Origin of the sequence: Rhizobium chutanense (assembly GCF_002531935.1) — a bacterium.
GTDB lineage: Bacteria > Pseudomonadota > Alphaproteobacteria > Rhizobiales > Rhizobiaceae > Rhizobium > Rhizobium chutanense.
This window is the reverse complement of record NZ_NWSV01000005.1, coordinates 414,118-439,391: the sequence shown is the minus strand read 5'-3', so window position 1 is coordinate 439,391 and position 25,274 is coordinate 414,118. Positions and strand designations below refer to the sequence as shown.

Below are 25,274 nucleotides of genomic sequence, written 5' to 3'. Positions count from 1 at the left end.
CTATGGACCGCGCTCCGCTTCGTGTTGCCATCAACGGGTTTGGTCGCATCGGCAGGACTCTTCTGCGCCAGGCAATGGACAGGGCCGATGTCGATGTCGTGCTGATCAATGATATCGCCTCGCCGGAGCTTGCTGCCTACCTTTTCCAATATGACAGTGTCTTCGGCCCCTGGCCTGGGTCTGCCGTCGTTGAAAACGATGTGCTGCACATCGACGGGTACGCGATTCCAATGGCAACCAGTGCCGACCTCGCCGAATTGGACCTGTGCGACATCGATGTCCTGTTCGAATGCACCGGTTCGGACGCCGCCGCTGCCAATGCACGTTGCTGCATTGGGAAAGGCGTTGGGCAAGTTATCGTCTCCGGCCCAGCTTCCTGGGCCGACTCGACACTGATACTCGGGGCGAACGCCGATTGTTTTCGGGGCGAGCGGATCGTCTCGAACGGTTCGTGCACGACGAATGCGCTTGCTCCGCTCCTGCGGCTTGTAGACGAACTCTTCGGCGTGATCGGCGCTCAGATGACCACGGTTCATTGCTACACCGGCAGCCAGCCAAGCGTGGATCAACCGCGTGGCGACTTCGCGCGCAGCCGCGCCGCGGCGCTGTCCATGGTGCCGACGACGACCAGCGCGCACCGTCTTTTGAAAGACGTGCTGCCGCATCTTGCCGGACTCGTTGAGGCCCGCGCAATCCGCGTTCCGACCGCAAGCGTTTCGGCGATCGATCTGACTGTCGCTGTTCGTCACAGCCGGACCGAACGTGAGATGAGCGAAGATCTGAAAAGAGCGGTGACCTCGTCGGCCACAATTGGATGGACGGACAAGCCGCTCGTCTCCGTCGACCTTCGCGCACGGCCGGAATCGCTCGTGCTTTGCGGCCCCGAAATCTCGCTGGCACGCGGCGGCCTTCTGCGGCTCTTCGGTTGGTATGACAACGAATGGGCATTTGCCGCACGCATGCTCGATATGGCGTGCTATTTGCGGACGAAGCGCGACGGAGGAAGCGATGCCGCCGTTGCTTGAGCCGATTGCTCAGCTGTCCCGCTTACGAGGGACGCTGCGTTCGAGGAAGCGGGTCATCTTTGCCGAGGGACACGACCTGCGGGTCCTTCGCGCCATTCAGTGCATTATAGAAGAACAGTCCGCCATCCCGATCGTCGTTGGCCATGAGAAAGATATTCACAAAAGGATTGCGGAAGCCAATATCGGCTTGAGGGCGGGCCATGATCTGGAGGTGGTGGAGCCGAGTGATGAGTTCGAGTTCTCCGACCAGTGGCTGGCCTACAGCTCGGCACAGCAATGGAAATGGCGTATTCCGAACCTGCCCTTGTTCATCAGAGACAGCCGCAACACGGCCTCGGCCGCGCGGATTGTAGACGGGTCGCGTGCGGATTGTGTGATTTGCGGAGCTTCGGGAGAGTTTTCCTGGCACTTCATACAGTTGAAGGAGATCCTGGCATCGCTGCAGCGGCGGACGGCCGGCACGCTGCACGTGCTATCTGCCGGCGAGCGGCTGCTATGTCTCTCCGACGTCGTCATCGAGAGTGTGGCAAATCCTTCCCAACTTGCGGAAATCGCCGTTGCCGCCGCGCAGTATGTCTCGGCGATCGGTGCGAGGCCAAGGATCGCCCTGTGTCTGGACAGATGCGGAAAAGATATTTTGTCCCTGGGCGACAAACTGCACGCGGCCGCACAGATCGTAAAGACCATGGCGGCCGACGTGGATGTTGATGGTCCGGTCGCTCTGAGGGATGCGATTGGTGCTATCGGCGGAAGCGGGCGGGCGCAAAGGACGAGCACTCGCTATAACGTCCTCGTTTTCTCCAGGACCGGAATTGCCGCGACGGTGCGAGATGTGTTGCGCTCGAATTCGGATTGGAGCGAGGTCGGCCCGTTTTTATTGGGAGCAGCAAACCGCGCCCATATCGTCACGCCGGAGATTTCATCCGAAGCACTGGTTGATATGGCGTCTTTTGCCGGAAGATGCCTGGATGAATTCAACTCGTCCGTCGGATGAACAGGGGCAGAAATGCGCATAAACCTATTGGAGGGATCATGACGACGAAGAAAGTTGACGCTGAGGTTCAAGCTTGCGATTTGAAGGCGCATTATCGGCCGGTTGCGCTAAAGGCGGTGGTCGCTGCGCATTGTATCCGCCCCAAAAGCGTCGATCGCGATTCTCGTGAGGGCGAACCCTGTAGGTTTGACCCTGGCTTCCACGGTTATCCTGAACTGGACCCATGAATGCGAAGCCCGAAACTGGGCACCCTATCGGCAGATGGTGTCATTTCATGATGTTGGCGAGTGTCTTTGAGGATGGATGACTGGTCGGATCAGGTTACCGAACTTGCGGACGGGCTCGCACCCAGTGTCGGACACCATGCAACCTTCGCGCCGAGCGTCGGGATTTTTAGGGGGGAAACGGCAGTCAGAAACGTTCCAAAATTCATGCACCCCGGCATACTCTTCGTGGTCCAGGGCATGGAAAGACTGTTCTGCGATGTTAACGTTTACAATGCAGACAAGGATCACTTTCTGCTGACATCTGCACCTGTCGCATTTCGCATCGACACGGATGCCGCCGCCGCAATCCCGCTTCTTGCCATCCATGTTGCCTTCGACCCGGCTACGGCAATGGACATTGCCCGAGAAATCACGCGGCAAGATCGGTCGACAACCAGACCCGCAGCGATATGCCGGACCTGCGGACCTATGGACAAGCCGCTGAGAGACCTCCTCGGCCGGCTGCTTAAGACACTTCGTGATCCGGTTTCCTGCCGCGTTCTGATGCCGGGCCTTATTCGCGAACTCCATTTTCTGTTGCTTCAACGTGACGATGGCCCCGCCGTCCTCGCCGGGCTGCAGGGGCAGGGAACACGCGGCAAGGTGCTGCAGACCGCTGTCGAGCTCTTGAACCGGAGGCGAACAGGAATCTCGATAGACACGGTTGCAGCCGCCGCCGGACTCGGCCCTTCATCCTATCACAGCCATTTTAGGGCGCTGTTTGGCTCTACTCCCTTGGATTATCTGAAAGCGGCGAGACTTCACGAGGCCCGCAGTTTGCTCAAATCCCCGGATATTGGAATTGCCGCCGTGGCACAGGCGGTCGGATACAAAGGTACCTCGCAATTCAGCCGCGAATTCCACCGGTATTTCGGACGCACGGCACGCGATGAGCAGAAGCTTTTGAAGGCATCCGAGAGCAATATGGACCTTATATAGGCAATGTTCCGCGTCGACCTTGAGTCTCGACTAATCAGCTTCCACTTCACCAACAGTTCATATCCCGTTGGCGAACAGGATGGGCAACGGACAAGACCACGCGCCAAAACCCACCGAGGGGTGCAATAGAAACTGCACTAAGCGTAGGTGCCCACTTAATAAGCGGTTCTTTTACGGGTCCTGTTTTTCGGACACCGCGAGTTCTTTGTGCCATCTGACAGGAGCTATTCGCCGGAAGTCACCAGGAACTGTTCGTTGTCGCGAATCCGACGCCGCGCGGCCTCGCCGAGTCGGGGGCGATCAAATTCGTGAATCCCACTCCCGGTTCTGCTCAAAATATCTGATCAGGAAATCGATAAAGGTCCGCATCTTCACGGACAATGGGCGAGAATCAAGGAAAACTGCATGGACACCAACGTCTTCGTCGATGTAGTCGGGAAGCAGTGGAACCAGCCTACCGGCGGCGAGGTCATCGCTCACGATGAAACTTGGCAGTCGGATGATGCCAATCCCCGCCAGCGCAATCTCGCGCAAAAACGCTCCACTATTGCTTCGACCGGAACCATCGACAGAAACTACGATTTCTCCGAATTGCGTCTTGAACTTCCAGCCTTGTGCATCCCCATCCGGAAGATAAAGGAGGCAATTGTGGTGCTTGAGGTCGTCGGGATGGAACGGGATGTCCTGGCGCGACAGGTAAGATGGTGCGGCACAAACAATGCGTTGAGCCGACGCTACTCTCCGCGCGATGAGGTTCGAATCAGGCATTCTGCCAATACGGATGGCAAGGTCACACCCACCGTCCATCAGGTCGATCCGATAGTTATTTAGGATCATCTCAATCTGAATCGCGCTGTACTGGGTCATGAATTCGGCCACAGCTCGAGCAACATACATCTCGCCGAAGGCGACCGGAGCATTCAAACGAATGAGGCCGCGGGGCTCGATTTGATGCCTCATCACGTTTTGATCGGCTTCCGCGAGTTCTGCGAGGATGCGTTGGCAATGTTCATAATACGCGCTGCCAGCCTCGGTCAGGTTCAAACGGCGTGTCGTCCGATTGAGGAGGCGAGTACCAAGGCGGCCTTCCAGCGAACGCATATGCTTACCGACCATGCCGGCCGACAAACCACTTGCACGGGCGGCCTCAGCCAGGCTTCCAAGCTTCACCGCGAGCACAAAGACTTCCAAACTAGTCAGTCGATCCACCAGATTACGCCCTCTCGGTATCGATTGAATGATCTATCCTCCTGATTATCATCCAAATGAATCAGAGTTAATGGAGTCCGATACTGTCCTAAGAAAGAAAGATTGGCTGCCTATGAATCGTCGTTCCGCCCTTCTCGCCACTCTGTCCGTTGCCCCTCTTGTCTTGGGGGCCGCTACTCCCGCGCATGCGGCCGACAAAGCCAAGGCGAACCGAAAGCTGCTACAAAGCTTTCTGGATGCGCTGACTGCGCATGACATGGATAAATTCAAGTCGCTCTATGTAGCCGACGGATATATTCAGCATCAGGCGTTGCCCACCAATGCCGCCTCGCTAACTGGTCGAGAAGCGGTTGTGACATATTTCGCAAAGCGGATCGAGGCGTTTCCCGATCTGGTCGTAAGCAGCGACGTCTCACTGACAGAGGGGGATTTGATCTGCGCCAATCTCATCTATACCGGCACCCACAGAGGTGAATATCTCGGAATTGCACCCACCGGAAAACACGTCACCTTCAATTCCACGGACATCATAAAGGTTCGCGACGGCAGGTTCGTCGAGCATTGGGGAGCGGCTGACCTTTTCGGCTTAAGCCAGCAGTTGCGCGGCTGACATCGGCATCTCGATGACGGATCCACGGGCTTCACCCTTGGAGCTGCGATGCCTGACGGTGTCAAGGATCCGCTCGATAAAATAAAATTTGACTCGAGGCGACCGAGTTCCCGAGGCGCGGCCAATAGATCGTTCTGCAGGTGATAGGAATTTTCTGAGATGCCTCGGACTGATCTTGCAGGCGAGCCATGGCGGCGGCACGATGACGGCGGAGTCCGAATGCGCTGACGAACCGTCGTAGCGTTGAAAGTCTGAGGTTTGGCGACCCTCTTCGGAGCGTGAAGGACCGCATTGCGCTTACAACGCAATTTCGTCTTTACAAATATCCCAATTTCTGTGAAGTAGTGTGTAACTTTACAGTAGGGAAGAATGTCTTGAACCCGACACGTTTTGCCACCCGCCTCAATTCTTTCGCATCCGGCGCGCATCTCGCGTGGCCGGGGCAGTCCGGAAAGCCGTCCGTGATGCAGATGGCGGAGCGTGCGGCCCGCGTCGATGGTTTGACCGACCTCGACCTCAATTATCCCGACCATGTGAATGAGAATCCGGCTGAATTGTCGCGGAGGCTCGGCGACCTTGGCTTGCAGATCAATGGCTTCGCGATGCGGTACTACACCAACCCGGACTTCAAACTGGGCGCATTCACTCATCCGGAAAAGGCTGTTCGCCGTGAAGCGATCGAGCTGACGAAAAAGGGCATTGACGCCGCACGTGAGGCCGGCTCGAAGCTGATGACCATCTGGCTCGGGCAGGATGGCTTCGATTACGCCTTCCAGGCCGATTACGCTGCCATGTGGCAACACGAAATTGACGGGATCCGTGAAGTTTGCCAGCACGACCCGGAATGCCTGATCTCCATCGAATACAAGCCGAACGAGCCGCGCTCCTATAGCCTCATGCCGGATGCCGCGACAACGCTGCTCGCCATCAAGGAAGTCGGCGCCGACAACCTCGGAGTGACGCTCGACTTCGCCCATGTCCTCTATGCCGACGAACAGCCCGCCTTCGCTGCGGCCCTGATAGCGCGCCACAGCCGGGTTCTCGGCGTGCATCTGAACGATGGGTACGCCAAACGCGATGACGGGCTGATGGTTGGCGCCGTTCACACGCTCCAGACCGTCGAGTTGCTCCGCCAAATTCGCCGAGACGGCTATGACGGCGCGATCTACTTCGACACCTTCCCTGATTTGACCGGTCTCGATCCGGTTCGCGAATGCGAGGTGAACATCAACACCGTCCAACGGATGTTGAAGGTTGTCGACCGCCTCGAGCAGGACAATCGCCTTTCGAGCGCAATTGACCGACAGGACGCCGTTTCCACGCAGGCCATCGTACAGGAGTTGATGTTCGGCGCGGATCACTGAAACAACTTAACTTTCCGGGAGGAATTCCATGAACAGATTTATTGCCGCGGCTCTTGCCGCCACCCTTTGTGCTGGCATCGCAACAGCGCAGGAATTGAAACCGCTCAACTCGGACTCCGAGCCGGACCGCATGGACTGGTCCGATCTCGACGCTAAGCTTGGTGCACTGCCGAAACTGCCGGAAGGTCTCAAGATCGGCGGTGTCTCCAAGACTTTGACCAATGAATACTGGCGCTCGCTCGGCGAGGGTTACCAGAAGTTCGCGAACAAGATCGGCGTGACCGTCGCCTATCAAGCCGCCCAGAGCGAAGGCGACCAACTCGGCCAGTTGACGATCGCCGAAGGCATGGTCACCCAGGGTTACAATGTTCTGCTCGTGTCTCCGCAGACGGACGCCAATCTCCAGCCCGTCATGGAACAGGCCAAGGCGGCCAATGTCCCGGTCGTGAATGTCAACGACGCCGTGATCCCGCAGGCGGAACACTATGTCGGCAATGTCCAGCGCGACAACGGCGTCCGCGTCGCCAAGTGGTTCATCGACAACCGCCCCAACGGCGGCAAGGTCGCGATCATCGAAGGCCAGGCGGGTGTCTACGCTGCCGTGCAGCGTACAGACGGCTTCAAGAGCACGATCGAGGAAGGCGGCAAGTTCACCGTGGCGGCCAGCGTTCCCGGCAACTGGGATCGTCAGATGTCCTATGACGCGGCGACCACCATCCTGCAACAGCATCCGGATCTCGTCGGTTTCTATTGCAACAACGACGGCATGGCGCTCGGCGTAGTCGAGGCTGTCAAGGCCGCCGGCCTGCAGGACAAAGTGGTAGTTTTCGGCACCGATGGCATCTCGGACGCCTACAAGTCCATCGAAGCCGGTGAGCTCACGGGCACAGTCGACAGTTTCCCGGTTCTGACGGGCGAGGTCGCGATGGAAGTCGCCCTCCGCCTCGTGACGGGCCAGAAGCTGCCACGCGTCGTGGCAACGCCGCAGGCGCTGATCACCAAGGAAAACATCAAGGACTTCCAAGGCCAGGGTATCGATGTGCGCACGGTGCTGATGAAGGCCGCGGGCAAATAAACGCCTACCAAGGCGGGACGGCCGGCGTGCAGCCGGTCGTCCAAACTCAAAGGTTTCAGTTGCATGGCTACTCCCAGACTGGCGTTCGAAAACATTTCCAAGGCTTTCCCCGGCGTGAAGGCCCTGTCCGATGTCTCTTTCGATGTCGCGCCAGGTGAGATCCACGCGCTTCTTGGTGAGAACGGCGCGGGAAAATCGACCCTCCTACGCATCCTCTCCGGTGTCTTTCGGCCGACGGAAGGCGACGTGAAGGTCGATGGGATAATCCAACATTTCCGCAAGCCGGAAAGCGCCCGCCAGGCAGGCATCGCCATGATCCATCAGGAACTCCAGCAGGTTCCTCATCTCACCGTCGCCCAGAACATGTTTCTCGGTCATTCCCTCACCAGGCTCGGCGGCATTATCGTCGACCGTCGCGAGCAGGAGCGGCGAGCAGCTGAAGCCCTGGCGATGATTGATCCGGCGATAGACCCGTCTGCTCCGATTTCATCGTTGAAAGTGGCCCAGCGACAAGTCGTGGAGATTGCCCGGGCGCTTCTCGATAAAGCCAAGATCGTCGCCATGGACGAGCCGACATCGAGCCTCACACCCAGTGAGTTCGACAAACTGGCCAAAATCATCGAGCGGCTGGCCGCGAGCGGCGTGTCGATCATCTATGTGTCCCACAAGATGGACGAGGTCTTCCGGGTCTGCCAAAGGGCATCCGTCATGCGCGACGGGCGGGTCGTCCGCGCGGGCGTCGATCTTCAGAAGACGGCGCCAGACGACGTCATTGCCATGATGGTCGGTCGCGAATTGCTGACCGAGGAGCACCATTCGCACGCAACCCGCACGGTGGGCGTCGAAGTTCGCAATCTTTCGAGCCATCGTATTCACGACGTCTCGTTCGACCTCCATCAGGGAGAAGTTCTGGGTGTGGCCGGTCTGGTCGGCTCCGGCCGGACCGAGCTTCTGCGTGCGATCTCCGGCGCTGACCGGGTGACGTCAGGCACGGTAAAGGTCGACGGGACGATCTTGGCGCTATCCGATCCTCGTGCGGCGATCGCCGCCGGAATTGGCCTGCTACCGGAAGAGCGTAAGCGGGAAGGGATCATTCCGGGCAGGTCGGTGACGTCAAATGTGGCCCTGCCTTCGATGGCGCGTTTCTCCAAGGCTGGTATCATCAACCACCACAAGCTCAAGCGGACGGCGGAAGACCTTCTTAAGCGGGTCAATCTTCGGCCGTTTCAGCTCGACCGGCAAATCAAGCTTTTCAGCGGCGGCAATCAGCAGAAGGCCATCATCGCACGCTGGCTCGCCGCCGGCTCGCGCATCCTTCTCTTCGATGAGCCGACCCGCGGCATCGACGTCGGCGCGAAATCCGAAATCTATCATCTGATCGAAGACCTCGCCGCCGACGGGCATTGTGTGATCGTCGTTTCCTCAGAACTTCCGGAGGTGATGAGGGTGTCCGACCGTGTGCTCGTGATGCGCGACGGCGCTATCGTGGCCGAACTTGGTCGCGACGAGCTCAGCGAAGAAACCATCGTCTCCCATGCCGTCGGCGCGCCCGACAGCCGCCTCGGCGCGGCATGACCAACAGGAAGAAGCTTATGTCCGACACCATCGAGAATGCCGCAGCGCCATCGTCCAAATTTTTCGGATCGTTCTCGCTGCGCGACGCCGGCACGCTGATCGGCCTTTTCGCGATCATGCTGATCTTCGGCCTATTGGCTCCCGATTTTCTCTCGCAGCGAAATCTTCTTAACATCCTCCAGCAGTCGAGCATCAACGCCTGCCTCGCGCTCGGCATGACCCTGGTGATCATCTCCGGAGGCATCGACCTCTCCGTCGGGCCGACCGCGGCGATCGCAGCGGTCATCTCGGCCACGCTGCTTGTGGCGGGCATCCCGGTTCCTGTCGCCATCCTTGCTGGGCTCGGCATTGGTGTTCTCTGCGGCCTCGTCAATGGCGTGCTTGTCGCCTATGCCGGACTGCAGCCCTTCATTGTAACGCTTGGCACGCTCAGCACCTATAGAGCCATTGCGCTCATCTATACCGGCGGCAACCCTGTCCTGGGCGTCCCGCAGGGCTTCCGGGCGCTGTTCAACGGGAACGTCGCCGGAATTCCAAATTCGGTCGTCATGGTGGCTGTCGTCGCTCTCTTGGCCTGGGTGCTTCTCAAGAAGACTCCGCTGGGTGAATACCTGCTCGCAGTCGGCGGCAATGAAGAAGCCGCTTATGTCGCCGGTGTGCCGATCGCCATTACCAAGATCACCGCTTATGTGATTTCCGCTGTTCTGGCGGCACTCGCCTCGATGATCCTCATCGGCCGCCTTGGTGCCGCTGAACCGATCCTGGGCAACCTGTGGGAACTCGACGCAATCGCTGCAGCGGCAATCGGCGGTGCTTCGCTGATGGGCGGCAAGGGCAGCGTCATCGGCACGCTGCTCGGCGCGATCATTCTGGGCGCCATGCGCAACGGATTGACGTTGATGAATGTGCAGGCCTTCTACCAACTTCTTGCCACTGGCCTTATTATCCTTGTCGCGATGATGATTGATCGCGTCACAAGGGGACGGGGATGAATTTTGCAAATGATCTCAAGGCGGTAGGCCCACGCATCCGGATGATGATGCCTCAGCTCACCCCCTTGGAGGCACGGGTCGTCGAGACGGTGTTCGGACTGAGGGATTTCTCGGAAGACACCGCTCTCAAGGACTTGGCGGCCGAGGCCGGGGTGTCCGAGGCGATGGTGGTGAAGATCACCAAGAAGCTGGGCTTCACAGGCTTCCGTGACTTTCGCACGGCGGTCTCGAGCTACAACAGACTCCCGACAGCGGAAATGCATCAGGAACTGTCTGCGGAAGACAGTTCCCAGGAAATCATCCAGAAAGTCTTCCGCACATCGATCAACGCGCTCGAAGAAACCCTTGCGATCCTCGATGTCGATGGCTTCGACCGTGCCGCCGACTTGTTGGCGAAACGGGGTCAACGCGATTTCTACGGTGTCGGAGGCTCGGCGCAAATCGCGCGAGATGTCGCTCACAAGTTCCTGAGGATCGGCGTCCGGTGCAACGTTCACGACGACTCGCACATGATGTTGATGTCAGCATCCCTGCTGGGCGCAGAGGACGTGGCCATCGGCTTCTCCCATTCGGGCAACACCACGGCGGTGATCGAAGCAATACAGCTCGCGCGGAAGTCGGGCGCGCGGACGATCGCCATCACCAATTACGGCGGATCGGCCTTGGCCCAGATCACCGACATCGTTTTATGTTCGACGGCGCAGGGATCGCCTCTGATGGGCGAGAACGCGGCGGCGCGGATCGCACAGCTCAACATACTCGACGCGCTTTTCATGGCGGTCGCCAAGAGAAACTACCAGGCGGCGGAGAGAAATCTCGAAAAGACGATGTCCGCCGTCACATCCAAACGCAAGGACAAGCTTCCATGACCACCGCCTCGCCCTCCGTCGTCGTCCTCGGCAGCCTGCACTACGACATCATGGTGCACGGCCCGGCACGCCCGCGGAAGGGGGAAACAGTGACGGGAAGCAGCTGGTATCCGAAATGCGGCGGCAAGGGCGGCAACCAGGCCGTTTCCGCGGCCAAGACCGGCGTGCCGTCGCACATGATCGGTGCCGTCGCCGACGATGATTTCGGACGCGCTTTGACCGACAATCTCGCGCGGAGGAATGTGGATCACCGCTTCGTGAAGACGGTGGCCGGCATCGGGAGCGGCATGAGCGTCGCGATCTTCGACGGCGAAGGCGACTACGGCGCGGTCATCGTCTCGGGCAGCAACCTCATGCTCGGGCAGCCGGACGTCGACGCCGCCAGGGAGGTCTTTACTGCAGGCGGCGTCTTGGTGTTGCAGAACGAAGTTCCCGATCACGCCAACGTCGCAGCTGCACGGGCGATGAAGGGCGTCGGCGGCCAGGTCGTCCTTAATGCCGCGCCGGCGCGACCGTTGTCGGACGATCTTGCCAAGCTCGTCGACGTTGTCGTGGTAAACGCAATCGAGGCAGAACAGTTGGCGCAGGTTCCGGTCGACAGCTTGGCGGGAGCGCTGAAAGCGGCAACGCGGTTGGCAGAACGGTTCTCGGTCGTCGTGGTCACGGCCGGTGGGGAAGGGGTAGCCTGCGCCACTAGGGAAGGCGAAGCGTTTTCCATCGAAGCCGTTAAGGTCGAGCTCGTTAGTACGCACGGTGCCGGCGACGAGTTCACCGGAGTGCTTGCGGCTGAACTCGCCCGCGGATGCGGAATCCGCTCGGCACTGGATTCGGCCAACCGCGCCGCCGCTGTACTGGTCAGCACGCCTCAGCAACGAGATGGCCGGCAGATGTAATAACGGGCGAGGTGTCGCCTGGTTTCGGAACGGATCGTCATCCGGCAAGCGCTGCAGGCCCTACGCGCTAGCTTTGTGTTCTCATCCTCCTGCGTCTCAGCCACTTCGCTTCGGACACGCCCATCCCGCCCTATTTGGATTTCTACTTATAGATGTAGTTTCGCCGCCGGCAGGCGCATGGGCTATAGGACCAACTGACCACCGCAAGGTGCTTGAGCACTCATGTCCCTTAACGTGTCATTTCGCTCCGAACCACTGCCCGCTGAATGAGCGTCGCCTCTAAAGTGGAGACCAAGCGAGGGCAGTCTGAAAATTTACACCGATCCTGAGCGGAAGGTCCTTTCCCAACAGGTTCTTATTCGGCCGAATTTGCAGGTTCGGCCCCAGGCCCATCAATCACCGGACGGGTCCGAGCGTTGAAACTGCTCGGCATCCACCAGTTAGGATCGTTGCCTAGCAACATCTGGAAAAAGCCGGCCGCGTAGTCGGTGTCTTGGGTCGCGTTTTCCCGAAACGACCACCAGCTTCGAAGATCATCGACCATCTGGCTCACATGGACGTCCATATGAAATTCCTGCCCCATCGTGGCAGCATAGACCGACAGGCAAAACGTCGTCGCCACATATCCTTCAGGCCAAAACGCTTCTGGTGATTTCGGATCAACGCCGGTAGGAGCGCACATTGCCCTGATTGGCATATCTGCGACCAGTTCGCGCAGTACGAGAGACGGCGCAAACTGAAAAAACTCGCGTCGCTCCGCCCGCTCGTTCGGCTTCTGGCGGTCGATGCTATCCAGCCAGCGCACAAACGCTCCTGCCAGCTTGACGTCGTCGATGGCGAAGTTGCAAGCCATCGCTTCGCCGCAAAACACGGCGTGTGCATGAAAGGCCGCCTTGAACCAATGCAACTGCCTGACTGCCACCCTTAAAGGCTTATTGGTTCGGGGTAGATTGTGCATCGATCGTGACAAATCAAACATGGCCGGCGCACCGTTGAAAAAGCGCGGCCAAAGCTGGGCCATCTTTCTCCCGATAGAGATCCATGATCTTTTCTTGAAGAGCGACTGCTATATCGGTCGCGGCGGCGATCATCACTTCTCTACCAGCGTCGTCCGATTCTGCGAGCAGCGAGAGCATGCCGGCAAAAACCGCGACGACAATTATCTCGGGTCGCGCCACGGGTGACCGGTCCTCCAACTGATCAACTGTGATCAATCCCTCATCTGCAAGGTGCAGCGTCAATTGGGCCGCAAGCTGGTAGACGTCTTGCGACGCAGCCGTTCGAACAAAGGCCCTCAGAGCGGCGCTCTGATTGATCAGCGTTCTCTTAGCGCCGAGATGGCTCAATACAAGCTTCATTGTCTCATAGAAAGCGACCGAAAACTCGTATTGCGGCCGCGATGAAGCAATGACTTCGCGGAAGCTTTTGAGTTTCGCCGAATCCTCCAGGACCGAGTGCGCTAATTTGCACGCCAATTGATCAACGTTGCGGGCAAGCACTTCAATCTCACCAAGAGCGGAAAGGGCGATCTCCGATGCCGGTGCCGGGAGTCGCCGTGGGGCTGTCTCCTTTACCGTGTCACGCCCCCTTCTGAGCGTATAACGCAACGATCTCAGAACATCTTTCAAATGCGTCGTTTGTGGAGCGAAATCGGGCGACATGCCAACTTACCTCAGTGCACCTCTGTCAGAGCCACTACATCATACTGCAATTGACGCCTCGGGGTAGCTTTAATAAACGCACGAGTCGCATCATAATTCGCCACGCCAGCCTGGCTTCCCAAGCCGGTGGCGTTTAGTGCAGAGGAGGCTTGGCCGAGTTCGACTGCATCTTGAGGCGACAGTCCCCGCACCAAGCCGCTTGCGAACCCGCCGTTGAAGCAATCGCCGCACCCGCACGTGCACTTCACATCGACCTGGAATGCCGGCGAATGGAACTCCAGGCCGGTCTCATCATGATAGTAGGCGCCCTCTGCTCCCAAGGTCAGAATGACACATTTAGCTCCTCGGCTAAGAAGGAAATCCGCCAGATCCTTATTGCGGGTCAACCCTGAAAGGGCCTGAGCTTCCTCTTCAGAAGGCAGGAAATAATCGGTGTAGGGTAAGAGGGCTTCGACCTTGGGGAGATCGTTGGATGTCGAGGCGAAGACATCGAGCGTTGTTATCACACCGCGGCGACGAGCTTCAGCCATGATTTCACCAGTGCGACCACAGTCATCCATCCGGTTCATCAGGCCGACTCCGCCGACATGCAGGATCTTGGTGTCAAGAACGCGGTCTATTTCCGAATCTGAGACAAAGAATGCATCGGTCGCACCACGCTTGTGGAGCGCCGGTCGCTGACCGTTCGGCCGTGTCGTCACGATGGAACAGGAGGTTGAATAGCCCTCGTAGCGCCGCATCATGGTGGTGTCTACGCCGAAGGACTGAAGTTTCATGCGGACCCAGTCGCCCATGTCATCATAGCCCACTCCGCCGACAGCTTGCACCCGCAGGCCGTATTTGGCGGCCACGATGGCGGCGGAGCCGGCAGCGCCGGATACGGCCAGGGTGAAGTCTTCCACGAAGAGGGTTTGGCCTCCTGGCGGAATATCCGCGACCGGTCGGCAAAGAGCATCGAAAGTGTAAAAGCCGACGCAACTGAAATCAAAGGTCGCCGACATCACTGAACTCCGATCCTGTTGCCATCGGCGTCGAAGTAGTAGAGCCGGCTAGGATCAAACCCGATCGATACGGTGGAATCAATCTTTGCACGGAAATCCCGTCCAGCTTTGATTTCGAAGGTCCTCTCTGGAGTACGGACGGACAGGTAGGTGATGTCGCCGGTCGGCTCGATGCCGTAGACGGTGCCTTGGAGATTCTCGCCACCGATCAGGCAATCCTCCGGCCGGAAACCGAGAGTAACCTGACCGGAGAGCGTTGCCGGGCAGGCGACCTTCACGCCAGAAGCCGAGAAGATTCCACCTTGCGCCGAGCCCGACACCAAGTTCATCGGGGGCGAACCGATAAACCCCGCAACGAAAGTATTCGCCGGATTCGAATAGATCTCATCGGGAGTGCCGATCTGCTGGATGATCCCTTTGTTCATGATGACGATTCGATCAGCAAGCGTCATTGCCTCGATCTGGTCGTGGGTCACGTACACTGTGGTCACCTTCAGGTCGCGCTGCATGTGCTTGATCTGGACGCGCATGCTGGCACGTAGCTTTGCATCGAGGTTGGAAAGCGGCTCGTCCATCAGAAAGACTTGCGGCTGGCGAACAATAGCACGCGCGAGCGCGGCGCGCTGTCTCTGACCACCCGAAAGCGCGCCAGGCTTGCGTTCGAGAAATGGCCCGAGCTCAACCATATCCGCGGCGCGACGAACGAGGCTGTCATGTTTGTCCCTGGGGATGCGCCTCATTCTCAGGGGAAACCGGATGTTCTCATAGATCGACATGTTCGGGTACAGGGCATAGCCTTGGAAGACCATGGCAACGTCTCGATCTCGGGCATCGACTTCGTTCATAACATTGCCGCCTATGCGGATCTCGCCGCCGGTCGGTTGTTCCAGGCCGGCAATCATGCGCATGGTTGTCGTTTTCCCGCAGCCGGAGGGTCCTAAAAGGACGAGAAACTCCTCATCAGCGATATCGAGACTCACGTCTTGGACACCAAAGAAGGAGCCAAAGCTCTTCACGACGTTTTTAAGTTCAATAGAGGCCATGGATTATCCTTTCACAGCGCCCATCGTGAGGCCGCGCGAGAGATGCTTCTGGATCAAGATAACGAGGATCAAGATCGGAGCGAATGCGAGGAACGAGACGAGTGCGATTGCGTTGTAGATCACCCCGTCGGAGCCGCCTGTGAAGTTGGCGAGCGCAACGGACATCGTGTAGGCCTTGGAGGTCGATGCGATGAGGAGGGTGAAAAGAAATTCGTTGATTGCGAAGATAGCGGCAATCACCGCAGCCGTTATGATACCGGGCAGGCATGCTGGGATCATTATTTCCCAAAGAATGGTCAGATCTCCGGCGCCGTCGGTACGGGCGGCGTCTTCCAGTTCTTTTGGAATATCCAGCATATAGCTGCGAATGATCCAAGTGACGAGACTGAGGTTGATGGCCGCGTAAATGAGCATTAGAGCCCAGATGGAATCGAGCAGACCCATATTCTTGAACAGGAAGAAGATTGGCACCGCAACGATGGCCGGCGCCATCATCCGCGTCGACAGGATGTAAAAACCGATATCCTCTCGGCCCCGGAACTCATAGCGGGCCAAAGCGAAGGCTGCAGGAATCGCCAAAATCAGATCAATGACGACAGAGCCCGCCACCGCAGCGACCGAGTTTCTCAGATAGGAAGCTATGGGCCAATCGCTGACGAGCAGACGCCAGGCGTCCAAGCTCCAGGTGGGCCAGTAGATCGGCCTTGGGACAATGATTTCCGTTCTTGGCCTGAAGCCGATCGTCAGGAACCAGATGATTGGAACGAGACAAACGAGCGCCCATGCGACAAGAATTATGTAGCGAAGGAGGAGGCTTTCACCGCCGCTTTTTCGAATACTGGCCATGTCATGATTTCCCGGATTTGAATGCGCGTTTCACGACAGTTTGTGCGATTATGATCGTGAAGATCAGCATCAGCACCGATGCCGCGGACGCGTATCCGAAATTGAACATCCTGAAGCCCTGACGATAGATGAAGTAACTCATCGTCTCCGTCGCACCGCCTGGTGTGCCTTGGGTCATGATGTAGACGTTCGTGAACATTGTTGTGATGTCGATGCCGCGCAGCGTTACGGCGACCACGATGATGGGCCGCATCATCGGCAATGAGATGTTCCAGAAAATGCTGCTCCAACTTGCCCCATCCAATCGGGCCGCTTCCTCAATCTCCTCGTCCTGCCCCTGAAGAGCGCCGACAAAGATAATGAAAAGAAAGGGCGTCCACTGCCACACGTCCGCGACGATCAGTGTAAGTCTGGCGAGCCAGATGGACGCAAGCCAGTCGACATTGTTGGAGACCACTCCGATCGACATGAGAATATCGGAGATTACCCGGCCGTCATTGAAGGCCAGCTTCCAGATGAATGCCACTGCCGAGGGCATGAAAAGCATCGGCATCAGGAAAATGATGCGCCAGCCGCGAACGAACGGGTCACGGTAACAAAAGAAGGCCACAGCCATCGCGATCACGGACTGCAGGGCCAGGGAGATACCGCCGATGATGGCGGTGTTTCCCAACGCGGCCCAGAATTCGCGATCTTGGATGATCCTCGAGTAGTTGCCGAGCCCCACCCACGACCAGTTCACGAACTTGACCACAAAGAGGCTTTGGTACATCGCGAATAGACCTGGATACAGGGTGATCGCGAGCAGGTAGGCTACAGCAGGTCCAACCAGGAGATACGGGAAGACCTTCCTCGCCGTAGCCGAACGGGGACGAGGTCTAGCGGGTATCTTTACGGTGGAGGCGGCAAACGCCGCCTCCGTTTCAAGTCTTTGAGCTGAATGTGTCATGATCTTAGAAAGGCAGTGCCTTGCCTTTGCCTACATAGAGCCCTGGTTCTGCGTCCGCGTAAGCGATCGGGGCGTTTCCACCAGAGAAGCCATTCTTCTCCAAGATACCCTTCCAGGCCTTTTGCCCGTTCTCGAGGGCTTCCTTGGCTGAAATCTGACCCGTGACTGCGCGGTTGATTTCATTCCCGAGTGCCTGCTCCATTTCGAACATCCCAGGAATACGGGGCGCGCACCATGCGTGCTCCAGGCTGTCCGCCCAGACCTTCATGGGTTGGCTAACCGCCCGAAGACGTTCGTTTCCGAGAACGGAGCGATAGCCTGGAGCAACGCCATTCGCATTCGCTTCGTTCATCGCCATGATAGACGAAGTCGTGAGGAACGCGAGCATAAGGAAAGCGCCCTCGGGATTTTGCGACGTGGCTGCCACGCAGGAGGTCGACCCTGCAATGTTCGGCGGGGCAAATACACCGCCCGAAATCCGCGGCTCGTAGATCGTAATGAAGTCATCGACAATCTTCGACTGATCAGGCCGCATGGCTTGCGTGCCGCTGTCCTGCCAGCTGATGTTGGCTGCAACCTGGCCACCAAGCCAGGCGGCGCGGTTTTCACCCCAGCCTGCACCGGAAACACCTTCGATGGCATTTTTCTGAAGAGCCATGATGATATCCATGGCTTTCATTCCGGCATCACTGGTGAGCTGTGGATTCCATTGGCTGTCGAACAGGGAAAGACCGGCTTGCGCGGCGATGTGCTCCCAGGTGTAAGTTGCCCAGAAACCACGGGCCGCCATTAAGCCGACGCCGGCTACTCCACCGCCGAGCTTGTTTGCTTCGGCAGTGATACGAATGAGCTCGTCGTAGGTCGGCACCGATTGAGCTCGATCGATGGGTCCGCCAAGTATCTTCTCCATGATCGACTTGCGCAGGTGCACCATCTGAACATCGCAGTCGAACGGGATGCCGACCAGCTTGCCGCCGACATAGCCGTAGTTCAGACGATAGGTGTCATAGAAGTCGTCGAGCGGTAGCTTCCATTTCTCCGCATACTCGCCGAGATCGGCAAGGAAGCCCGGACCTGCAAAGTCCCCGAGCCAGGGCGAGAAGAACTGCAAAGCATCGAAGGACGCGTTGCCGGAAATGAACTCCGAAACCGCCTTATCGTAGAAGCTGTCGTCGGGGATTGGAACAAGTTCGACCTTGATGCCTGACAGCTGTTCAAAAGGCTTAAGTCCCTCGGCCGCAGACTCCTGGTCAGCAGCGCCTACGGCAAACCTGACTGTCTTTCCGCTCTGCTCCGAGCGAACCTTTTCCCAGTCTACCGTACGAATCCAGTCCTTCGCCGGATCCCACAGGGGATCATCGGACATTTTGTAGAGCTTGCGGTAGTCCTCGCGGACATAGTCTTTAACGGAAATCTTGTCCAAAACGGATTGGACATCCGGAAGACCCGATTGCGCAAATGCGGGCAACCTGAGGGCCGAGGCTGCGCCTGCAGCGAGCCCGAAAGCTGCGGAATGCCTCAGGAATCCGCGGCGGGATACGCCCGAACTTAAAACTGTCATGTTGTACTCCTCCCAATCCGAATAAATCAGTTGAATGCCAATGGAGGCAAGTAGGTTTGGCGCGGCCTCCACTCCGCTCCCGTAGCCCTTGCCTGTCCGGAAGGACGAACAATTGCTATTGAAAAATACAATGTGTTCATATTTCGCGACTGTCAACCATTTTTTCGCCGGGTACTCAGCGCGACGTTAGAACATCGTATAAATTATAAATACCTTTGTGCACCGCAACGCTCGTCTGGAGAGCAATTGAAGCCGATCTATCCAGTGTGTGATAAATCTTGTACAGGACAGGAAATTCAGAACTCGGCGACGCGGCGATCCGTTGCGGAAAACGGGTGGACCCCGCATCGCGTTACCCGCGCCAAGTTTGATAGATCCGGAAGGAAGCTAAATGCAGACCACGCCTCCAGTTGTCATGGTTCAGAGCGAGTCTGAAAGGCTGCGGGCACGAGTGGCGTGGCTCTATCACATAGAGAATTACACACAGAACGACATTGCTGCCCAGTTGGGCATCAACCGTGTCATGGTCGTTAGGCTTCTTGCGGAAGCTCGTCGCCGCAACGAGGTCCGTGTTACAATATCTTCGGCGCTTTCCGATATGATCGCTCTTGAAAGGGAGTTGGAGGCTACCTTCGGAATAAAGCAAGTGATTGTCGCGCCGTTCGCTGATGCTGAAGGTGATCCGACCAAGGTGATTGCTGCAGCAGCGGGAACGCTGATCACAGGCATGATGCATTCCGGCATGATCGTCGGCGTGGGTTGGGGGCGTACCCTCTACAACACATTGCCATTTATTGCCGGCGCAGCTCTTGATGACTTCCGCGTCGTGTCGCTGCTCGGCGGTATTTCTGCTGCCCGTCGCTTCAATCCCGCAGAGTTTGCCTGGCAGTTCGCAGAACTGTTTAAGGGCGAGGGCTTCCTCGTCACGGCGCCAGCTGTGGTTGACAGCCCGGAGACAAAACATGCCTTGCTGGAACGATGTGGCCTTGCCGCCATCTTTGAGATGGCGGATAAGCTCGACGTGGCGCTTCTCTCGGTCGGGGGCATCTCTGCTCTGACAACAAGTTATCGAACCGGATATCTTAGTGAAGCCGATCGCCGCTCCTTGATAGATGCCGGTGCGGTTGGAGACGTTCTCTACAACTTTATTGACAAAGACGGGAATGTCATTGACCACGAGGTCAACGCTCGGGTTATCTCGGTGAATCTCGAGCGACTGCGGCGCACCCCCGAGCGTATCCTAATCTCGGGCGGGCCGGAAAAGCTGGAGGCGCTTCGCGCGTCTCTTGTTACGATCAAACCGACAACTTTTGTGACCGACGAACAGACCGCGGGCGCGTTACTCGGCTCAACGGCTGCGCGCCCTGAGCGCGAACGAGCGTAGACGCCAATAATTTTGTCTGCGCATTGATATTTGGCACCGCCCGGAGGCCTTTCCTAAGGCCCTTATGCCGCGCAGCATAATCGCGTGGACCATAGCACTGCCTATCCTAAGCCAAATTCGCGACCGAAAGGCGCCACCCGCTTCCGGTTGCGGCTGTTGAGCGCCTTACCAGGCAGCCTGCGCATGTGTTTATTGTGCTGATAAAAGTTCGTCGCACGCCGCTAAAACGAGGAATATTGACCAATCTCCGGAGCCATAAAGAACATACGTGTTGACGAAATAACAAATGTACATTACCAATCGTCCCGGATGAATTTGGGAGGAATGGAATGCCCATTAACGTTGCGCCAACCGGGCTCGCACGCGATCTGGTGCGTCGAGAGACCGAGGGAAAGCCTATTCGTATCGGCCTGATCGGCAGTGGGGAGATGGGCACCGACATCGTGACCCGCGTCGCCCACATGCCTGGGATTGAGATCGGGGCAATCTGCGATCTCAACGTCGCCCGTGCTCGCGAAGCCGTCGATATCGCTTACCAGGCCGATGGCCGTCATCGCGAAGCCGTAACTGCGGATCAGCTCAATTCTGTGATTGAGGGCGGGAAGATCGCCATCACGGCCGATTCCGCCAATATCCTGAATAGCGGACTGATCGATGTGGTGATCGATGCCACTGGCGTCCCGGCCGTGGGCGCAGAAATCGGTCTGGCGGCCATGGAGCATGGCAAGCACCTCGTGATGATGAACGTCGAAGCGGACGTCACGATTGGCGCATATCTCAAAAGCGAGGCCGAGCGGCTCGGAGTGACCTACTCCCTCGGCGCCGGAGACGAGCCATCGTCTTGCATCGAATTGATCGAGTTTGTGACGGCGATGGGTCATCCAATCGTTGCGGCAGGCAAAGGCAAGAACAACCCCCTGAACATCGACGCGGTCCCCGACCAGTACGCCGAAGAAGCGGCGCGCCGAAACATGAACGTTCGCATGCTTGTCGAATTCGTGGATGGTTCAAAAACGATGGTGGAAATGGCCGCCATTGCAAACGCAACGGGTCTTCTGCCGGACAAACCGGGCATGCACGGGCCGGCGGCCACGCTCGACCAGTTATCGACGGTGCTCGTGCCTGAAAAAGACGGCGGCGTGCTGACAAAGGTCGGCGTCGTCGACTATTCGATCGGAAAGGGTGTTGCCCCTGGCGTGTTCGTTGTTGCCGACATGTCCCATCCGCGAATCTCGGAGCGGATGGAAGATCTGAAGATGGGGAAGGGCCCGTATTTCACCTTCCACCGGCCGTATCATCTGACGTCATTGGAAGTACCGCTGACCTGTGCCCGCGTCGTTCTTTACGGAAAGCCGGACATGGTCCCCCTGTCTACCCCTGTGGCCGAAGTATGTGCGGTGGCCAAGAAGGATCTCCAGCCTGGCGACAAGCTCGATGCAATCGGCGAGTACTGCTACCGCGCGTGGATCATGACTGCGCCTGAAGCTCGAAGCGCCTCCGCAATTCCCTGCGGCATGCTGCAAGGAGGCAAGGTCACCGCGCCGATCAAGAAGGGCGAGTTGATTACCTACAGCAATGCATCGGTCGCGGAAGGCTCTCGTCTTGCCGCCTTGCGCGCCCGGCAAGACGCTCTTGTTTACGGCAGGGAGGCATAAATGGCGAATTCAGCAAGGGCGATCAAGAGTGCCGAGGCCAGCAATCTTCCTTTCATCTACCGACAATATAGCCGCGAGCAGTTGCTGGACGCTCTTCGGAAGATGCACCTCATTCGCCAGTTCGAAGAAGGCGCTGAGGAAAGCTACACGCGTGGTCTTATCCATGGAACGATGCATCTGTCGATCGGCCAGGAAGCAAGCGCCATGGGCGTTTGCCTCCCGCTGACGCAACAGGATCAGATCACCTCCACCCATCGAGGCCACGGCCACTGCATCGCCAAGGGCGCTGACGTCAAACGCATGTTCGCGGAGTTCTTCGGCAAAACGACTGGCTATTGCGCCGGCCGCGGCGGCTCCATGCATATTGCAGACGTTACGACCGGCAATCTCGGCGCGAACGGAATCGTTGGAGGCGGCTTACCCATCGCTGTTGGCGCCGCGCTGACATCCAAGCGGCTCAAGACCGGAAAAGTTGTCGTCTGCTTCTTTGGCGACGGCGCAAACAACGAAGGCGCCTTCCACGAAGCCTTGAACATGGCTGCCATTTGGAAGCTGCCCGTTATCTTCGTCTGTGAAAACAACGGCTACGGCATGTCGACGTCGACCGCGCGCTCGACGGCGGTTGCCAATATCGCTGACCGCGCCAGCGCTTACAGCATGCCGGGCGTCATCGTCGACGGCAACGTGCTCTCCGAGGTGGCCGAAGCCACTCACAATGCCGTTGAACGTGCGAAGCGCGGTGAGGGGCCATCACTCATCGAGTGCAAGACTTATCGCTATCGCGGCCACTCCAAGAGCGACCGAAACCGCTACCGCACGAAAGACGAGATCGACGATTGGATGAGCAATCGAGATCCAATCATCCGGTTCGAAGCGCAGCTCCGGGAATTCGGTGTCGCAAATGACGCAGAGCTGGAGGCAATCCGTCAGTCCGTTCGCGATGAGATCGCGGCAGGTATCGAATTCGCAAAGGTAAGTCCGGCGCCTGACGTCGCTGAGTTGGCTGAGAATGTTTATACGGAGCAGGCATAAATGGACACCGGTGTTCGAGAACTCAGCTACTCCCAAGCCATCCAAGAAGCCATGGCGATTGCGATGGAGGCGGACGAGCGCGTCATTCTGATGGGCGAAGACATCGGCGTTTACGGTGGCGCGTTTCAGGTAACCGGCGATCTCATCGACAGGTTTGGACCGGAACGCGTGATGGACACCCCGATTTCCGAACTAGGCGGTGCAGGCGTCGCCGTTGGTGCCGCGATGACCGGATTGAGACCGATTTTCGAGTTTCAGTTCTCTGATTTCGCGGCACTGGCGATGGAGCAAATCGTCAATCAGGCCGCCAAAATGCGCTACATGCTTGGCGGAGAAGTGTCAGTGCCGGTTGTTATGCGATTTCCGGCCGGCTCCGGCACCGGGGCGGCCGCTCAGCATAGCCAGAGCCTGGAGGCGTGGTTGGGACATGTGCCAGGCCTGAAGGTCATTCAGCCCGCGACACCATACGATGTCAAAGGCATGTTGCTTGCCGCTGTCGCCGATCCAGACCCGGTCATGATCTTTGAGCACAAGCTTCTGTATAAAATGAAGGGCCCGGTTCCCGAGGGTCATTATACCGTTCCTCTCGACAAGGCGGAAATTCGTCGACAGGGCAAGGATCTTAGCATCGTCGCGACGTCGATCATGGTCCATAAGGCGTTGGATGCAGCCGAACAACTGGCCGGCGAAGGCATTGATGTCGAAGTAGTCGATCTTCGTTCGGTGCGGCCGATCGACAGGGCGACCGTGATTGCAAGCGTGAAAAAGACGACCAGACTCCTCTGCGTATACGAAGGCGTCAAGACGCTCGGTGTCGGCGCCGAGATAAGCGCCATGATCGCCGAAAGCGACGCATTCGACTATCTCGATGCACCGATTGTCCGGCTTGGGGGCTCCGAAACGCCGATTCCGTATAATCCGGAGCTTGAGAAGGCTGCCGTTCCGCAAGTCCCAGACATTTTAAATGCAGCGCGGGATCTTGTGAGGGGAGCGCGATAGTATGGCAACAGAAATCATCCTCCCGAAGGTCGACATGGATATGGCGACCGGCAAGATCTCGAAGTGGTTCTTCAAGGAAGGTGACCGCGTCGGGAAGGGCGACGTCCTGTTCGAGATCGAAACCGACAAGGCGGCAATGGAAATTGACTCCCCGGCTACGGGTATTCTTAGGAACGTCACGGGCGAAGAAGGCGTTGATATCGCGGTAGGGTCGGCAGTCGCTTGGGTTTACGAGGAGGGCGAGGATCATCAGGCTGCCTCTCAGTCATCCGCTCCGGCCGTTCCCGCAACGATTGGAGCTCCCAGCGCGACCGCCGCCCATCCAGTCAGCACTCAAAACCATAATGCACCAGCGGATGCAGGAGGCGCAATCAGGGCTACGCCCTTGGCACGGCGTCTAGCGCGGGAAGGCGGCGTCGATTTGGGTTCTGTGGCCGGAACCGGCCCGCATGGAAGGATCGTGAGCGCTGATGTTTCAAAGGCTCGCGTTGCCGAGGCGACGATCGCTCTGCCAGCGCCTGTTGGCGTTGAAAATATTGGCGAACAGCTGTCTTCCGACGGCTCTCTGAAGCTGTTCGCCGAAGGCACCTACGATCTGCAACCTCATACACCCATGCGAAGGACGATCGCCCGGCGATTGCTGGAAGCAAAGATAACGGTTCCACATTTCTACCTCTCGGTTGATTGCCATATCGATGCTTTGCTCAAGCTGCGAACCGAACTGAACGCCTCGGCGCCAGTGTCGGATGGCACACCAAAATTTAAGTTGTCGGTCAATGACATGGTCATCAAGGCCTATGCGCTGGCCCTCGGATCAACGCCCGACGCGAACGTGTCTTGGACTGAAGAGAACCTCGTGCGCCATCATTTTGTTGACGTGGGAGTTGCAGTTTCCGTGGCGGGCGGGCTGATCACGCCAATCATCCGACATGCGGAATCCAAGACGCTTTCGACGATCTCCAATGAGATGAAGGATCTGGCTGCACGCGCCAGATCAGGGAAATTGAAGCCGGCCGAGTACCAGGGCGGTACAGGAGCGATATCGAACCTCGGCATGTTCGGGGTGAAGGAATTCGCAGCGATCATCAACCCTCCCCATTCAACCATCCTGGCTGTGGGCTCTGGGGAGAAAAGGCCCGTCGTCAACGCTCAAGGCGAGTTATCGAGCGCGACCGTAATGACCGTGACATTGTCAACCGATCATCGTGCGGTGGATGGCGCTCTTGGCGCAGAGCTGATTGGAAAATTCCGAACGCTCATCGAAAACCCGATGAGCATGCTGATCTAGTTTCCTCCCAGCCTCGGGGGATCCTGCCGCGACGCTAACACGTT

General features: G+C 58.0%; 24 protein-coding genes. 16 read left to right on the top strand and 8 right to left on the bottom strand.

From position 1 onward, the window contains the following. The first annotated feature begins 2 nt into the window (after nt 1-2). The 4 genes from CO666_RS11590 to CO666_RS11580 all read left to right on the top strand — a co-directional run bounded on the left by CO666_RS11590 (nt 3) and on the right by CO666_RS11580 (nt 3,224). Nucleotides 3-1,025 (top strand): type I glyceraldehyde-3-phosphate dehydrogenase, encoded by a 1,023-nt coding sequence (locus CO666_RS11590; RefSeq protein WP_097612197.1) that lies wholly within the window; start codon nt 3-5, stop codon nt 1,023-1,025. Further along, on the top strand, nt 1,009-2,019 hold the full coding sequence (locus CO666_RS11585) for a phosphate acyltransferase (protein ID WP_179869659.1): 1,011 nt from the start codon (nt 1,009-1,011) through the stop codon (nt 2,017-2,019). Before CO666_RS11590 ends, CO666_RS11585 begins: the two co-directional genes overlap by 17 nt. Before the next feature lie 38 nt (nt 2,020-2,057). Next, nucleotides 2,058-2,246 carry a hypothetical protein gene (locus tag CO666_RS33620; protein ID WP_143540286.1) on the top strand — a complete coding sequence of 63 codons (189 nt, stop codon included), beginning with the start codon at nt 2,058-2,060 and terminating at the stop codon, nt 2,244-2,246. A 72-nt stretch (nt 2,247-2,318) separates the two neighbouring features. Then, the gene (locus CO666_RS11580) at nt 2,319-3,224 is read left to right on the top strand and encodes a helix-turn-helix transcriptional regulator (protein ID WP_097612194.1); all 906 of its coding nucleotides are present in this window, start codon (nt 2,319-2,321) and stop codon (nt 3,222-3,224) included. 300 nt (nt 3,225-3,524) lie between these two features. Here the strand turns inward: CO666_RS11580 and CO666_RS11575 are convergent, their stop codons facing one another. Further along, on the bottom strand, nt 3,525-4,433 hold the full coding sequence (locus tag CO666_RS11575) for a LysR family transcriptional regulator (protein WP_245436775.1): 909 nt from the start codon (nt 4,431-4,433) through the stop codon (nt 3,525-3,527). Nucleotides 4,434-4,461: 28 nt separating this feature from the next. Between CO666_RS11575 and CO666_RS11570 the strand changes: the two genes are divergently transcribed. The 7 genes from CO666_RS11570 to CO666_RS11540 all read left to right on the top strand — a co-directional run bounded on the left by CO666_RS11570 (nt 4,462) and on the right by CO666_RS11540 (nt 11,811). Continuing rightward, entirely contained in the window at nt 4,462-5,043 is a 582-nt protein-coding gene (locus CO666_RS11570; protein ID WP_097612192.1) for an ester cyclase, read from the top strand. A 374-nt stretch (nt 5,044-5,417) separates the two neighbouring features. After that, a complete protein-coding gene (locus CO666_RS11565; protein ID WP_097612191.1) occupies nt 5,418-6,407 on the top strand; it encodes a sugar phosphate isomerase/epimerase family protein in 990 nt (329 codons plus the stop codon). A gap of 28 nt (nt 6,408-6,435) precedes the next feature. Further along, on the top strand, nt 6,436-7,482 hold the full coding sequence (locus CO666_RS11560; RefSeq protein ID WP_097612189.1) for a sugar ABC transporter substrate-binding protein: 1,047 nt from the start codon (nt 6,436-6,438) through the stop codon (nt 7,480-7,482). A 63-nt stretch (nt 7,483-7,545) separates the two neighbouring features. Continuing rightward, nucleotides 7,546-9,057 carry a sugar ABC transporter ATP-binding protein gene (locus CO666_RS11555; protein ID WP_097612187.1) on the top strand — a complete coding sequence of 504 codons (1,512 nt, stop codon included), beginning with the start codon at nt 7,546-7,548 and terminating at the stop codon, nt 9,055-9,057. A gap of 17 nt (nt 9,058-9,074) precedes the next feature. After that, nucleotides 9,075-10,049 (top strand): ABC transporter permease, encoded by a 975-nt coding sequence (locus CO666_RS11550; RefSeq protein WP_097612186.1) that lies wholly within the window; start codon nt 9,075-9,077, stop codon nt 10,047-10,049. Continuing rightward, the gene (locus tag CO666_RS11545; RefSeq protein ID WP_097612185.1) at nt 10,046-10,918 is read left to right on the top strand and encodes a MurR/RpiR family transcriptional regulator; all 873 of its coding nucleotides are present in this window, start codon (nt 10,046-10,048) and stop codon (nt 10,916-10,918) included. The genes CO666_RS11550 and CO666_RS11545 overlap by 4 nt, the downstream gene beginning before the upstream one ends. Continuing rightward, nucleotides 10,915-11,811 carry a ribokinase gene (locus CO666_RS11540; RefSeq protein WP_097612184.1) on the top strand — a complete coding sequence of 299 codons (897 nt, stop codon included), beginning with the start codon at nt 10,915-10,917 and terminating at the stop codon, nt 11,809-11,811. The genes CO666_RS11545 and CO666_RS11540 overlap by 4 nt, the downstream gene beginning before the upstream one ends. A gap of 355 nt (nt 11,812-12,166) precedes the next feature. Here CO666_RS11540 and CO666_RS11535 read toward each other — a convergent pair whose 3' ends face one another. The 7 genes from CO666_RS11535 to CO666_RS11505 are packed head-to-tail and all read right to left on the bottom strand — an operon-like array spanning nt 12,167 to nt 19,028. Beyond that, a complete protein-coding gene (locus tag CO666_RS11535) occupies nt 12,167-12,832 on the bottom strand; it encodes a hypothetical protein (protein WP_245436774.1) in 666 nt (221 codons plus the stop codon). After that, nucleotides 12,783-13,472 (bottom strand): hypothetical protein, encoded by a 690-nt coding sequence (locus tag CO666_RS11530; RefSeq protein ID WP_097612183.1) that lies wholly within the window; start codon nt 13,470-13,472, stop codon nt 12,783-12,785. The genes CO666_RS11535 and CO666_RS11530 overlap by 50 nt, the downstream gene beginning before the upstream one ends. Before the next feature lie 11 nt (nt 13,473-13,483). Beyond that, a complete protein-coding gene (locus CO666_RS11525) occupies nt 13,484-14,473 on the bottom strand; it encodes a carbohydrate kinase family protein (protein ID WP_097612182.1) in 990 nt (329 codons plus the stop codon). Further along, the gene (locus CO666_RS11520) at nt 14,473-15,516 is read right to left on the bottom strand and encodes an ABC transporter ATP-binding protein (RefSeq protein WP_097612181.1); all 1,044 of its coding nucleotides are present in this window, start codon (nt 15,514-15,516) and stop codon (nt 14,473-14,475) included. The genes CO666_RS11525 and CO666_RS11520 overlap by 1 nt, the downstream gene beginning before the upstream one ends. A 3-nt stretch (nt 15,517-15,519) precedes the next feature. Next, nucleotides 15,520-16,362 carry a carbohydrate ABC transporter permease gene (locus CO666_RS11515; protein WP_097612180.1) on the bottom strand — a complete coding sequence of 281 codons (843 nt, stop codon included), beginning with the start codon at nt 16,360-16,362 and terminating at the stop codon, nt 15,520-15,522. Nucleotide 16,363: 1 nt separating this feature from the next. After that, on the bottom strand, nt 16,364-17,311 hold the full coding sequence (locus CO666_RS11510; protein WP_097612179.1) for a carbohydrate ABC transporter permease: 948 nt from the start codon (nt 17,309-17,311) through the stop codon (nt 16,364-16,366). A 4-nt stretch (nt 17,312-17,315) separates the two neighbouring features. Further along, complete coding sequence (locus CO666_RS11505; RefSeq protein WP_245436772.1) at nt 17,316-19,028, bottom strand: ABC transporter substrate-binding protein; 1,713 nt, start codon at nt 19,026-19,028, stop codon at nt 17,316-17,318. Nucleotides 19,029-19,263: 235 nt separating this feature from the next. On the opposite strand from CO666_RS11505, the gene CO666_RS11500 reads away from it, so the two are divergent. The 5 genes from CO666_RS11500 (at nt 19,264) to CO666_RS11480 (ending at nt 25,230) form a co-directional block, all read left to right on the top strand. Then, complete coding sequence (locus CO666_RS11500; protein ID WP_097612178.1) at nt 19,264-20,256, top strand: sugar-binding transcriptional regulator; 993 nt, start codon at nt 19,264-19,266, stop codon at nt 20,254-20,256. 329 nt (nt 20,257-20,585) lie between these two features. Beyond that, a complete protein-coding gene (locus tag CO666_RS11495; protein WP_097612177.1) occupies nt 20,586-21,911 on the top strand; it encodes an NAD(P)H-dependent oxidoreductase in 1,326 nt (441 codons plus the stop codon). Next, a complete protein-coding gene (locus tag CO666_RS11490) occupies nt 21,912-22,943 on the top strand; it encodes a thiamine pyrophosphate-dependent dehydrogenase E1 component subunit alpha (protein ID WP_097612176.1) in 1,032 nt (343 codons plus the stop codon). Beyond that, on the top strand, nt 22,944-23,942 hold the full coding sequence (locus CO666_RS11485; RefSeq protein WP_097612175.1) for an alpha-ketoacid dehydrogenase subunit beta: 999 nt from the start codon (nt 22,944-22,946) through the stop codon (nt 23,940-23,942). Between the two features lies 1 nt (nt 23,943). Then, nucleotides 23,944-25,230 carry a pyruvate dehydrogenase complex dihydrolipoamide acetyltransferase gene (locus CO666_RS11480; protein ID WP_097612174.1) on the top strand — a complete coding sequence of 429 codons (1,287 nt, stop codon included), beginning with the start codon at nt 23,944-23,946 and terminating at the stop codon, nt 25,228-25,230. The last annotated feature ends 44 nt before the right edge of the window (nt 25,231-25,274 follow it).

Excerpts from the sequence above, each read along its gene's own strand:
- CO666_RS11585 (WP_179869659.1), top strand. The coding sequence starts at position 1,009 with ATGCCGCCGTTGCTTGAGCCGATTGCTCAGCTGTCCCGCTTACGAGGG.
- CO666_RS11520 (WP_097612181.1), bottom strand. The coding sequence starts at position 15,516 with ATGGCCTCTATTGAACTTAAAAACGTCGTGAAGAGCTTTGGCTCCTTC.
- CO666_RS11535 (WP_245436774.1), bottom strand. The coding sequence starts at position 12,832 with ATGGCCCAGCTTTGGCCGCGCTTTTTCAACGGTGCGCCGGCCATGTTT.
- CO666_RS11550 (WP_097612186.1), top strand. The coding sequence starts at position 9,075 with ATGTCCGACACCATCGAGAATGCCGCAGCGCCATCGTCCAAATTTTTC.
- CO666_RS11525 (WP_097612182.1), bottom strand. The coding sequence starts at position 14,473 with ATGTCGGCGACCTTTGATTTCAGTTGCGTCGGCTTTTACACTTTCGAT.
- CO666_RS11510 (WP_097612179.1), bottom strand. The coding sequence starts at position 17,311 with ATGACACATTCAGCTCAAAGACTTGAAACGGAGGCGGCGTTTGCCGCC.
- CO666_RS11495 (WP_097612177.1), top strand. The coding sequence starts at position 20,586 with ATGCCCATTAACGTTGCGCCAACCGGGCTCGCACGCGATCTGGTGCGT.
- CO666_RS33620 (WP_143540286.1), top strand. The coding sequence starts at position 2,058 with ATGACGACGAAGAAAGTTGACGCTGAGGTTCAAGCTTGCGATTTGAAG.
- CO666_RS11485 (WP_097612175.1), top strand. The coding sequence starts at position 22,944 with ATGGACACCGGTGTTCGAGAACTCAGCTACTCCCAAGCCATCCAAGAA.
- CO666_RS11580 (WP_097612194.1), top strand. The coding sequence starts at position 2,319 with ATGGATGACTGGTCGGATCAGGTTACCGAACTTGCGGACGGGCTCGCA.
- CO666_RS11540 (WP_097612184.1), top strand. The coding sequence starts at position 10,915 with ATGACCACCGCCTCGCCCTCCGTCGTCGTCCTCGGCAGCCTGCACTAC.
- CO666_RS11490 (WP_097612176.1), top strand. The coding sequence starts at position 21,912 with ATGGCGAATTCAGCAAGGGCGATCAAGAGTGCCGAGGCCAGCAATCTT.
- CO666_RS11555 (WP_097612187.1), top strand. The coding sequence starts at position 7,546 with ATGGCTACTCCCAGACTGGCGTTCGAAAACATTTCCAAGGCTTTCCCC.
- CO666_RS11530 (WP_097612183.1), bottom strand. The coding sequence starts at position 13,472 with ATGTCGCCCGATTTCGCTCCACAAACGACGCATTTGAAAGATGTTCTG.
- CO666_RS11480 (WP_097612174.1), top strand. The coding sequence starts at position 23,944 with ATGGCAACAGAAATCATCCTCCCGAAGGTCGACATGGATATGGCGACC.
- CO666_RS11515 (WP_097612180.1), bottom strand. The coding sequence starts at position 16,362 with ATGGCCAGTATTCGAAAAAGCGGCGGTGAAAGCCTCCTCCTTCGCTAC.
- CO666_RS11545 (WP_097612185.1), top strand. The coding sequence starts at position 10,046 with ATGAATTTTGCAAATGATCTCAAGGCGGTAGGCCCACGCATCCGGATG.
- CO666_RS11570 (WP_097612192.1), top strand. The coding sequence starts at position 4,462 with ATGATCTATCCTCCTGATTATCATCCAAATGAATCAGAGTTAATGGAG.
- CO666_RS11590 (WP_097612197.1), top strand. The coding sequence starts at position 3 with ATGGACCGCGCTCCGCTTCGTGTTGCCATCAACGGGTTTGGTCGCATC.
- CO666_RS11560 (WP_097612189.1), top strand. The coding sequence starts at position 6,436 with ATGAACAGATTTATTGCCGCGGCTCTTGCCGCCACCCTTTGTGCTGGC.
- CO666_RS11500 (WP_097612178.1), top strand. The coding sequence starts at position 19,264 with ATGCAGACCACGCCTCCAGTTGTCATGGTTCAGAGCGAGTCTGAAAGG.